This window comes from Streptomyces sp. CBMA29 (assembly GCF_014596445.1).
GTDB lineage: Bacteria > Actinomycetota > Actinomycetes > Streptomycetales > Streptomycetaceae > Actinacidiphila.
Genome location: NZ_MECL01000228.1, coordinates 17,143 through 27,863 on the forward strand (window position 1 = coordinate 17,143; position 10,721 = coordinate 27,863).

Below are 10,721 nucleotides of genomic sequence, written 5' to 3' on the forward strand. Positions count from 1 at the left end.
CACCGAGACCGGGGCGCCCCCCTCACCTGACAGTCGGGGGCGTCCCCCGGGCACGCTCAGGCCCGGTCCCGATCCGGTGGAACCTGGGGGTTCCTGAGGGATCCTGAGGGGGATTGATTGCCCCGACCGGTGAACCGTAAGGTCAACGCGTCCCGGCAACACATCCGATGTATCGTCTCGCGAGGACGCGCCCCATGCCCATGCAGCCCTGGTTCGCCGACGCCAAGCTCGGCATCTTCATCCACTACGGGATCTACGCCGTCGACGGTGTCCCCGAGTCGTGGTCCTTCTACACCGGGCAGGTCACCCGGGAGCAGTACATGAAGCAGCTCGCGGGGTTCACCGCCGCCGCGTACGAACCGGGCGACTGGGCGCGGCTGTTCGCCCGCGCCGGCGCCCGCTACGCCGTTCTGACGGCCCGTCACCACGACGGTGTGGCCCTGTGGGACACCGCCCGCGAGGACGGCCTGTCCGTCACCCGCGACACCCCCGCGGGCCGCGACCTGCTCGGCGGCTACGCCGACGCGCTGCGCGCCGAAGGGCTCAAGGTCGGCTTCTACTACTCGCACTCCGACTGGTCGCACCCCGACTACCCGACCGTCCGGCACCCCGACCCCGACCCGGTCCAGGCCGCCGTCAACGACAACCCGCTCAGCGCCCCCGCGCCGGGCACGGAGGACCCCGCCGCCTGGCAGCGCTACCTCGGCTACCGCGACGCCCAGGTAGGGGAACTGGCCGAGCGCTACCGCCCCGACCTGCTGTGGTTCGACGGCGAGTGGGAGCGCGCCGAGGAGCAGTGGGGCATCGACACGCTCGCCGACGCCGTCCTCACGGTCAACCCCGAGACGGTCTTCAACGCCCGGATGTTCAGCCGCGGCGACTACGCCACCCCTGAGCAGGGCGTCCCGCTCCAGGCCCCCGACGGCCCCTGGGAGCTGTGCCTGACCGTGAACGACTCCTGGGGCTACCAGGGCCACGACGACCACCAGAAGTCGGTCGGCCAGCTCGTGCGCTACTTCACCGAGACGATCGGCGCGGGCGGCAATCTGCTGCTGGACGTCGGCCCGCGCGAGGACGGCACGATCACCGCCGAGCAGGCAGCCCGCCTCGAAGGGCTCGGCGACTGGATCGCGCGCCACTCCGCCGCCGTCCACGGCACCGTCGCCGGACTCCCGGCCGGCCACCACTACGGTCCGAGCACCCTCTCCGCCGACCGCCGCACCCTCTACCTGACCTGCTTCGACGCCCCGCGCGAGACGGTCTCGCTGCGCGGGCTGCGCAACGCCGTACGCCGCGTGACCGTGGTCGGCACCGGTACCGAACTCGGCCACGAGGTCACCGGCGGCCTGCACGACGTACCGGGAGTGCTGTGGATCGAGGCGCCCTCGGCGGCCGACATCGACGAGCACGCCACCGTGCTGGCCGTGGAGCTGGACGGCGAACTCGACCTGTACCGCGGGACGGGACGGGTGTGAGGCGCGGTTCAAGGAGGGCTACGGGCCGACGGGAAGGGGTGAGTTGACCGTAAGCATCCGAAGCATCCGATGTCTTGGTTCCCGGGGAGTGCTCCTCACAGCGGAGAGTGGGTGATCTGGCACTATGTGCCCTGTACTGCGCTCTCCCGGGGGTGCCGTGTCCGACAGACATCGTGGAGGGAGCCCGGTGACGCGCGACGTGGGCCGGACGACGAGGGACCTGCGTCGGCACAACCGCACATCGGTGCTGACCCGGCTCTATCTGCACGGCCCCGCCAGCCGCTACGACCTGATGCGCGCCACCGGGCTCAGCTCCGCCACCGTCAGCAACGTCGTCACCGACCTGGTCGCGGACGGCCTCGTCGCCGAGGCGGGACTTCTCGACTCCGACGGCGGCCGTCCCCGCACCCTCCTCGAAGTACGGCCCGGATACGGGCAGGTGGCCGGTGTCGACATCGGCGAGACCCACGTCCAGGTCGGGCTCTTCGACTGGACGCTCGACACGCTCGCCACCGCCACCTACCCGATGGACACCGGACGGCCCGACCCCGCGGTGCTGGCCGGTCTCGTGACGGCGGGCATCGAGGAAGTCACCGCCAAGGCGGGCGTCGACACCGGCACGCTGCTCGGCGTCGGTGTCGGCGTCCCCGGGGCGGTCCTGCCCGACGGCTCGGTCCACGCGCCGACCCTCGGCTGGTCCGACGTCCCCTTCGACGCGCTGCTCAGGCCGAACGTCGCGGCGCCCCTGCACCTCGACAACTGCGCCCGCACCCTCGGCCAGGCCGAGATGTGGCGCGGCGCGGGCCGGGGCGCCGAACGCGCCATCGTCGCGCTGCTCGCGGTCGGCGTCGGCGCCGCCGTCGCCACCGGCTCGCCCGGCGGCGTCACCAGCACCACCAGCGAGTGGGGCCACACCGTCGTCGAGGCGGGCGGCGCCGCGTGCCGCTGCGGCTCCCACGGCTGCCTCGAGGCGTACGTCGGCGCCGACGCGATCCTCGGCCACTACGGGCGCATCCCCGGCGCCCCCGAACTCCCCGGCGCCGGCACCGAAGCGCGCGTCGCGGCCCTCGTCGCCGCCGCCTCCCGGCCGGGCCCGGCCGCCGACACGGTCCGCTGGACCGCGGAGTACCTGGGCATCGGCATCGCCAATCTGATCAATCTGCTCAGCCCCGACCGCGTCATCCTCTCCGGCTGGGTCAGCGGCTCCATGGGCCCGACGATGCTCCCCGCCGTACGCGACGCGATGCGACGCCACACGCTCGACTACCTGGCGGCGGGCACGGCGGTGGAACTGGGCCGCCTGGGCCCGGAGGCGGTGGCGCTGGGAGCGGCGACGCTGCCGGTGCACGGGGTGTTGAAGGGGGCGTAGGGGGCGGTTCGCGTCAGCTCACCCTCGCGGCGAGTGCGGTGCGGCCCCTCACGTAGCCGCACCCCGGGGGGGAACCGCCGTGGGTGGCCGTGCTCCTGGAAAAAGTTGTGTGCGACGGATTGACCGATGATCGGTCGCTACTTAGTTTAAGTCCAAGAAAAAGGCGGCCCCTTTCGGCACTCCCTTCCTTGGAGAACGTATGCCCTCGCACCCCGGAGACGGTCGGCTGTACATCGACGGCGAGTTCGTGGCGGCGGCGTCGCGGACGAGCGCGGTGGTGGAGGAGAAGGCGACGGGGCGGGCGATCGGGCGGTACGCGCTGGGGGCGGCGGAGGACGTGGACCGGGCGGTGGCGGCGGCGCGGGCGGCGCAGCCGGGCTGGGCGGGGCTGGCGGCGCCGGAACGGGGCCGGTATGTGCGGGAGTTGGGGCGGTATCTGGAGGAGCGGTTCGGGGAACTGGTCGAGCAGAGCATGCGGGAGACGGGCGGGGTGCGGGCGAAGGCCGAGGACGAGGTGGGGACGAGCGTGCGGCAGCTCGCCTTGTCGGCGGTGCAGGTGAGTGAGAACGCGGGGGAGATCCTGCCGCCGTACAAGGCGGGGAAGTTGTCGCTGTCGCGGGTGGTGCCGCTCGGGGTGCTGGGACTGATCACGCCGTGGAACTACCCGATGAATCTGGCGATGCGGGCGGTGGCGCCGGGGCTGGCGTTCGGCAACACGGTGGTGCTGAAGCCGGCGGAGCTGACGCCGGTGATCGGGGGGCAGGTACTGGCGGAGGCGGCCGAGCATGTGGGGCTGCCGCGCGGGGTGTTGAACGTGGTGACGGGGGAGGGCCCGGAGGCCGGGTGGGCGTTGGCGCGGCATCAGGGGGTGGACATGCTGGACTTCACCGGGTCGCGGGAGGTGGGCCTGGCGATCAGCCGGGCGGCGGCGGGGGAACTGCGGGACATCCGGCTGGAGTTGGGCGGCAGCAACGCGTTCGTGGTGCTGGACGACGCGGATGTGGAACTGGCCGCGGACTGCGCGATGGTGGCGTCGCTGGAGTTCCAGGGGCAGACGTGCATCAGCGCCAGTCGGCACATCGTGCAGCGGGCCGTCGCGGACGCGTATGTGGAGGCCGTGGTGCGGCGGGCGGCGGCGCTGAAGGTGGGGGATCCGTTCGACGCGGGGAACGCGTTGGGGCCGCTGATCAGCCGGGCGCAGCGGGACCGGCTGCACCGCACGATCGTGGAGCCGTCGTTGGCGATGGGCGCGCGGCTGGTGACCGGCGGTACGTACGAGGGGCTGTTCTACCGGCCGACGGTGCTGACCGGGGTGACGCCGGAGATGCCCGCGTTCCGGGAGGAGGTCTTCGGGCCGGTGATCCCGGTGACGGTGGTCGACACCGAGGAGGAGGCCGTGGCGCTGACCAACGGCCTTCCCATGCTGATGAATTCGGTCTTCACGCGGGATCTGATCCGCGGTCTGTCCGTCGCGGAGCGGCTCGCGGCGGGCGAGGTGCACGTCAATGACGCGCACGCCAGGCACGGCGCGGAGAACCAGATGCCCGGCTTCACGCGGCGGCAGTGGATCGGCCTCCAGCGCACGCCGTTGAACCTTCCCGACTGGGCCACCGCGCCCGCCACCGACGAGAGCTGAGGAACCACCCCATGGGCGTGACACGGACAAGAGCCGCCGTTGTGCTGGTGGCGGCAGGGCTGCTGGTGACGACGGCGGCCTGTGGCGGCGGATCGGACAAGAAGTCCGGCCAGGAGCCGAGCGGGAAGGGCACGGTCGATCTGACCTTCTGGGACTGGGACCCGAACATGGACAAGGTCGTCGCCACATGGAACACGGCGCACCCCGAGATCCATGTGAAGCTCTCCAACCCGGCGGGCGGTGACCAGTTGGTCGCCAAGATGATCACCGCGCACGAGGCGAAGAACGGCCCGGACATCGCCAAGGTCGAGTACCAGTCGCTGCCCGCGCTTGTTTCCAAGGGCGTCGTACGGGACATCACCGAGTACACCAAGGACACCGTCGGGAGATTCGACCAACCGACGCTGAAGAGCACGGTGTTCGAGGGCAAGGTGTACGGCGTCCCGCAGGACGTCGCCCCGCTGATGCTCTTCTACCGCGCGGACCTGTTCAAGAAGTACGGCCTGGCCGTACCGACGACGTGGGACGCGTACGCGGCGGCGGCCAGGACGCTGCGGGCCAAGGCGCCCACGGCGTATCTGACCAACTTCGACGCGGCGGACCCCGGTTGGTTCACCGGCCTCGCCCAGCAGGCGGGCGCCGACTGGTGGACCACCAGCGGAACCGCCTGGAAGGTCGACATCGCGGGCGCGCCCACGGTGAAGGTCGCGGACTACTGGCAGGGCCTGGTGGATGACGGCGTGATCGCCAAGAATCCGTCGTTCAGCCCGCAGCGGAACAAGCAGATGAACGACGGGACCCTGCTCACCTGGATCTCCGGCGCCTGGGCGCCCGCGCAGATCGGCGGTATCGCGCCCGCCACCAAGGGCAAGTGGGCGGTGGCGCCGCTGCCCGCGTGGACGGCCGGAGACCCCGCCACCGGCATCTGGGGCGGCTCCGCGACCACCGTCACCAGCGACTCCCGGCACCCGGCCGAGGCTGCCGCGTTCGCGTCCTGGCTGAACACCGACGACGCGGCGGTCACCGAGCAGGTCAAGCAGATCAACGTCTATCCCGCCGCCACCGCGGGCCGCTCGCTGCCCGTGCTCCAGGCCGCGCCCGCGTTCTTCCCGAACCAGCCGGACTTCTACGCGCAGGTCAAGAAGGTCGCGCCGGCCGCCCGCAGCTTCCCGATGTGGGGACCCGACGTCACCGTGACCTTCACCGGTTACACCGACAACTTCAGCAAGGCGCTCCAGGGCGGCGGTTCGTTCAAGGGCGCGCTCGACGCCATGCAGAGCGCCACCGTCGCGGACATGAAGAAGCTCGGATTCACGGTCGGCTGATGGCACGTCAGACGACCACCGCGCGCAGGACCGGCCGGTTCCCGTATCTGCTGGTCCTGCCCGCCGTCCTGCTCTTCGCCGCCTTCGTCGTGGCTCCCGGGGTCTACGCGCTGCTGCTCAGCTTCCAGCGCCGCAAGATCAACGGCGGGCTGCTCGGCGGCGGCACCCACACCGTATGGGCGGGCCTGGTCAACTACCGTGACGTCCTGGGGGATTCCGACCTCTGGTCGGGTGTCACGCGGATGCTGGTGCTCGGCGCGATCACCGTGCCGGGGACCGTGTTCTTCGCGCTGCTGTTCGCGGTGCTGCTCGACATGGAACGCACCCGGCTCAAGCGGATCACCCGGCTGACGATCTTTCTGCCGTACGCGGTCCCGGGCGTGATCGCCTCGCTGATGTGGGGCTTCCTCTATCTGCCCGCCACCAGCCCGATCGGCGGCGACCACGTCGACTTCTTCGGGCGGACCGCGGTCTTCTTCTCGGTCGCCAACGTGGCGGTGTGGGGCGCGGTCGGCTTCAACATGATCGTGATCTACACGGCGCTGCGCGCGCTGCCCGCCGAACTCCACGAGTCGGCGCGGCTGGACGGCGCGACCGAGTGGCAGATCGTGCTGCGGATCAAGGTGCCGCTGGTCATGCCCGCGGTGGTGATGTGCTGCCTGTTCACGGTGCTCGCCGCGCTCCAGGTCTTCAACGAGCCCAACACCCTCAAGCCGCTGTCCAACGCCGTCTCCTCCACCTGGGTGCCGCTGATGAAGATCTACGACGACGCCTTCGGCAACTCCGACATCCACGCGGCGGCGGCCACCTCCGTCGTCCTGACCGTCGCCGCGCTCGCCGTCTCCTTCGTGACCGCGCGCGTCATCCAGTCCCGGGTCCAGCGGGAGGCCAAGTGACCACCGTGACCACCTCCCCCGAGGGCGCCCCGCCGCGCGAGAGCCGGGAGCGCGGCGCGCCGGCCGCCCGTCCCCGCATCGCGCCGCTCCCCACCGCCGCGCTCGTCCTCGGCGCCCTCTACTGCGTCGTGCCCACGCTCTGGATCCTGATCGCGGCCACCAAATCCCGCACCGAACTCTTCTCCACCGCCACCTACGTCCCCTCGCTCGACCTCGGACTGCTGCGCAACGTGCGGGACTTGACGGACTATCAGCACGGCATCTTCTGGCGGTGGATGCTCAACAGCTTCTTCTACGCGGCGGTCGGCGGCCTGCTCGCCTCCTTCGTCTCCGCCGCCACCGGATACGCGTTGGCCAAATACGCCTTCCGCGGCCGTACCGCGCTGTTCAACACGATCCTCGCCGGAGTGCTGCTGCCGCAGATCGTGCTCGCCGTGCCGCAGTACCTGCTGCTCTCCAAGGTCGGCATGACGGACAGTCTGATCGGCGTGCTGCTCCCGCAGTTGTTCAACCCGTACGGCATCTACCTGTGCCGGATCTACGCCGCCGCCGCGGTGCCCGACTCGCTGTTGGAGGCCGGGCGGATCGACGGCGCGGGCGAGGCCCGGCTGTTCTTCTCCGTGGGGCTGCGGCTGATGGGCCCCGGACTGGTCACGGTGTTCCTGCTCCAGTTCATCGCGATCTGGAACAACTTCCTGCTGCCGTACGTGATGCTCACCAGCGACGACAAGTTCCCGCTCACCGTGGGCCTCTACAGCCTGCTGCGGCACGGCGCCGACGAGGCGTCGCTGTACTCGCTGGTGGTGACCGGCACACTGCTGTCGGTCGTTCCCGTGATCGCGCTCTTCCTGTCGCTCCAGCGGTTCTGGCGAATCGATCTGGTGACGGGGGCGCTCAAGTAGGGTTCCTGGCTCGCGCCTGTGCCGGGTCCCCGCTCCTGTGCGGGCTTCATTTCTTGAAGCCCGCACAGGGGATTGACGGCGCCGCGCTATGAGGAGTTAATTCCCCTAGCCGTTCATGGGAGCGCTCCCACTCAGCGTCGCCCGGACAGCGTCCGTACTCCGTACCGCCGTATCGAGGAGTCCATCCGCATGCCCGCACGCGTCCGCGCACGTACCGCCCGTACGCTCGTCACCGCCGCCACGGCCACCGCCGCGCTGGCCGCCGTCGCCGTCGCCCCGGCGCACGCGACGACCGGTCACGGCACGACCCCCGCCCCGCGGCCGCCCGCCGCGCTCTACACCCCGCCCGCCAACGCGGACGGGAACCGGCAGATCCTGGACCTGCTGCGGCACGGGCAATTCCGCGACGCGGCAGGGGTGTTGGCGATGACCCTGACCCCGCAGGCCGTCTGGTACGGCGACGGGACACCCGCCCAGGTGGAGAGCTCGGTCCGCAAGACCGTCACCGACGCCGCCCGCCGCCACGCGCTGCCGGTACTGGCGCTCTACAACATCCCCGGCCGCGACTGCGCCCAGTACTCGGCGGGCGGCGCCGCCAACACGGCCGAGTACGAGGCGTGGATCGACGCAGTCAAGCGCGGCATCGGGGCGCGGCCCGCCACGGTGATCCTCGAACCCGACTCGCTGGCGCTGCTCCCGTCCGACTGCGGCGCCGACGACGCGCAGGGCACCCTCACGGCCGCGCGCTACGACGAAGTCCACTACGCCGTCGAGGCGTTGGAGCCGCAGGCGGGCACCAAGGTCTATCTGGACGCGGGCCACAGCGGCTGGCACAACGTCAACGACATCGTCCCCCGGCTGGTCGAGGCGGGCGTCGGCGACGCCACCGGTTTCTACCTGAACATCTCCAACTACCGCTCGGACAGCGAACTCGCCTGGTACGGCAAGCTCATCTCGTCCTGCCTCGCCTACGCGGCGGGCGGCGGCGACACCGCCGCCTGCCCCAACCAGTACTGGCCGGTCAACGACGCGCAGACCTGGCTGACCGCGAACGTGCACACCGCGCCGTCCGCCATGAAGCACTTCGTCACCGACACCAGCCGCAACGGCCAGGGCCCCTGGACCCCGCCGTCCGGCGTCTACACCGACGCGCAGGACTGGTGCAATCCCCCCGGCCGCGGCCTCGGGGCCAGGCCGACCCTGAAGACCGGCGACCCGCTGGCCGACGCGAAGCTCTGGGTGAAGATCCCGGGCGAGTCCGACGGCCAGTGCACCCGCGGCACCGCGGGCCCGAACGACCCGGAACGCGGCTACGCGGACCCGGCGGCGGGCGCGTGGTTCACCCAGCAGGCGCTGGAACTGGTCCGCCGGGCCAACCCGCCGCTGCTGCCGCACTGATGCCGCCGGCCGCCTTCCCCGCCACCGCGCTCTCCCCGCTCGCGGCAGGGCGGCGAAGGCGGCCGTGCGCTTTCCCGTCCCCGCCCGTCCGACTCCCCGCCCGCCTTCGCGCCCGACTTCCCGCCCGCCTTCGCGCCCCCGCACCGCCGCCCGCTCCCGTGGGCCGGAGCTCCCGTGGACCGGAAGGCGACCGTCCGCCGGTCGTGGCGTGTGGGGCGCGAGTGACGCTTTCGCCGCCGTGGGCGCTGTGGGGAGTAGAGCCACGTACCGCCCACCGGGAGCGGTCGGCTCGCTGAGCGGAGGCGGTATGCACGGTTCGGCGCGCACACAGCATGGTTCGCCTCCCGGCCGGGCCCGCCGGTTCGCGGGTCCCACGGGCGCGGGTCCGGTACGCCCGCGCCCGGAACGACGCACCGCCGAGCCGTCGCGCGCCGTACGGGGTCCGCGGTGACACCTGCCGGGGCCGCGACGCTGTACGAGACGGGACGGCAACCGCAGGGGTCAGGCCGCTCCGGGGGCATGGGCACGATGCGCGGTGCCGCGACGTACGAAGAGGACGCGGTGGTCAGGGCCGGTACGCGGCGGCGCGCGGGGACGGACGGCGGGGAACTCGGCCGCGCGGTGACCCGCGCGAGAGCCGGGGACGAGGCCGCGTTCACGGTCGTCTACCGCGAGGTGCAGCCGATGCTGCTCGGCTACCTGCGCGGCCTGGTCGGCGACGACGCCGACGACATCGCCTCCGACACCTGGCACGACATCGTGCGCGACCTGCACGCCTTCCGCGGTGACGGTGCCGCCTTCCGCGGCTGGGCGGCCACCATCGCCAGGCACCGCGCCCTCGACCACATACGCCGGCTCAAGTCCCGCCCCCGCACCACCGTCCTCGACCCCGCGGCGGCCGAGCCGGTCCCCGTGCCCGACTCCGCGGGCACCGCCCTCGACAACCTGTCCACCGCCCGCGCGCTCGCCCTGATCGCCGCACTCCCGCGTGACCAGGCCGAGGCCGTCCTGCTCCGCGTCGTGATCGGCCTGAGCGCACCCGCGGCGGCCGACGTCCTCGGGAAACGCCCCGGCGCCGTACGCACCGCCGCCTACCGCGGCCTGCGCCGCCTCGCCCAGCAACTGGGCGCCGGAGCCCGTGACGCCCGCGGACGCGCGGTGACGCTCGCGGACTCAGCCGTTGACATCGACAGCACGGACGTCGACAGCACGGACGTCGACGTCACGGATGCGGACGTCACGGACCCGGCCGGTACGGGCGCCGGACGTACGGACATCGCGCGTGGTGAAACCGCGCGCACGGACATCGCGTGTACGGACACGGGCGGGCCGGCGGCCGTCGGGCGGCAACGGGCCGCGGGTGCGGACGGGCCGGGGCGCGGCGGCGCCGACGAGGCGGTGGGTGACGATGCCGGGGAGGCGTGAAATGGACGACGGACGTGAGGTGGGCAACTGGCCGGACCCGGTGACCGCGGAACGGCTGCTGAGCGTTGTCGCCAAGGGCGAGTGCCCCGCAGAACCCGGCACCTTCCACGAGGTCGCCGACGCGCGGTTCTTCACACTGCTGCGGCTGCTGACGGCCGCGTCCGCGGGCACCGAGGTCGACCCCGGGCGCGAACAGGCCGCGCTGGCCGCCTTCCGGGCCGCGCGCCGTACCGGCGGCGCGGACGAGGGACGGCGGCTGGTGGTGTCGGGGCGGTCCGCGAAGGCGCTGGCCGGG

Annotated in this window: 7 protein-coding genes and 2 pseudogenes; all 9 read left to right on the forward strand. The window is 72.1% G+C overall.

What is annotated here, in order from left to right:
* The first annotated feature begins 194 nt into the window (after positions 1-194).
* A complete protein-coding gene (locus BGM09_RS32055) occupies positions 195-1,475 on the forward strand; it encodes an alpha-L-fucosidase (protein WP_188285251.1) in 1,281 nt (426 codons plus the stop codon).
* A gap of 187 nt (positions 1,476-1,662) precedes the next feature.
* Positions 1,663-2,844: an ROK family transcriptional regulator gene (locus tag BGM09_RS32060; RefSeq protein ID WP_317452973.1), complete on the forward strand. Its 1,182-nt coding sequence runs from the start codon at positions 1,663-1,665 to the stop codon at positions 2,842-2,844.
* A gap of 199 nt (positions 2,845-3,043) precedes the next feature.
* Positions 3,044-4,480: an aldehyde dehydrogenase family protein gene (locus tag BGM09_RS32065; RefSeq protein ID WP_188285253.1), complete on the forward strand. Its 1,437-nt coding sequence runs from the start codon at positions 3,044-3,046 to the stop codon at positions 4,478-4,480.
* Positions 4,481-4,497: 17 nt separating this feature from the next.
* Positions 4,498-5,805, forward strand: a complete 1,308-nt coding sequence (locus BGM09_RS32070; RefSeq protein ID WP_317452974.1) for a sugar ABC transporter substrate-binding protein — start codon at positions 4,498-4,500, stop codon at positions 5,803-5,805.
* Complete coding sequence (locus tag BGM09_RS32075) at positions 5,805-6,701, forward strand: carbohydrate ABC transporter permease (protein WP_188285255.1); 897 nt, start codon at positions 5,805-5,807, stop codon at positions 6,699-6,701. The genes BGM09_RS32070 and BGM09_RS32075 overlap by 1 nt, the downstream gene beginning before the upstream one ends.
* A 5-nt stretch (positions 6,702-6,706) precedes the next feature.
* Entirely contained in the window at positions 6,707-7,603 is an 897-nt protein-coding gene (locus BGM09_RS32080; RefSeq protein WP_188285257.1) for a carbohydrate ABC transporter permease, read from the forward strand.
* A gap of 189 nt (positions 7,604-7,792) precedes the next feature.
* Positions 7,793-9,001: a glycoside hydrolase family 6 protein gene (locus BGM09_RS32085; RefSeq protein ID WP_188285256.1), complete on the forward strand. Its 1,209-nt coding sequence runs from the start codon at positions 7,793-7,795 to the stop codon at positions 8,999-9,001.
* Between the two features lie 561 nt (positions 9,002-9,562).
* Positions 9,563-10,177: pseudogene (locus tag BGM09_RS32090) on the forward strand (RNA polymerase sigma factor); the annotation flags it as partial.
* Between the two features lie 250 nt (positions 10,178-10,427).
* A pseudogene (locus BGM09_RS32095) lies at positions 10,428-10,721 on the forward strand (hypothetical protein); the annotation flags it as partial.

Bases quoted from the DNA above. Each gene is read 5' to 3' on its own strand.
- BGM09_RS32055 (WP_188285251.1), top strand. From the start codon at position 195: ATGCCCATGCAGCCCTGGTTCGCCGACGCCAAGCTCGGCATCTTCATC.
- BGM09_RS32065 (WP_188285253.1), top strand. From the start codon at position 3,044: ATGCCCTCGCACCCCGGAGACGGTCGGCTGTACATCGACGGCGAGTTC.
- BGM09_RS32075 (WP_188285255.1), top strand. From the start codon at position 5,805: ATGGCACGTCAGACGACCACCGCGCGCAGGACCGGCCGGTTCCCGTAT.
- BGM09_RS32085 (WP_188285256.1), top strand. From the start codon at position 7,793: ATGCCCGCACGCGTCCGCGCACGTACCGCCCGTACGCTCGTCACCGCC.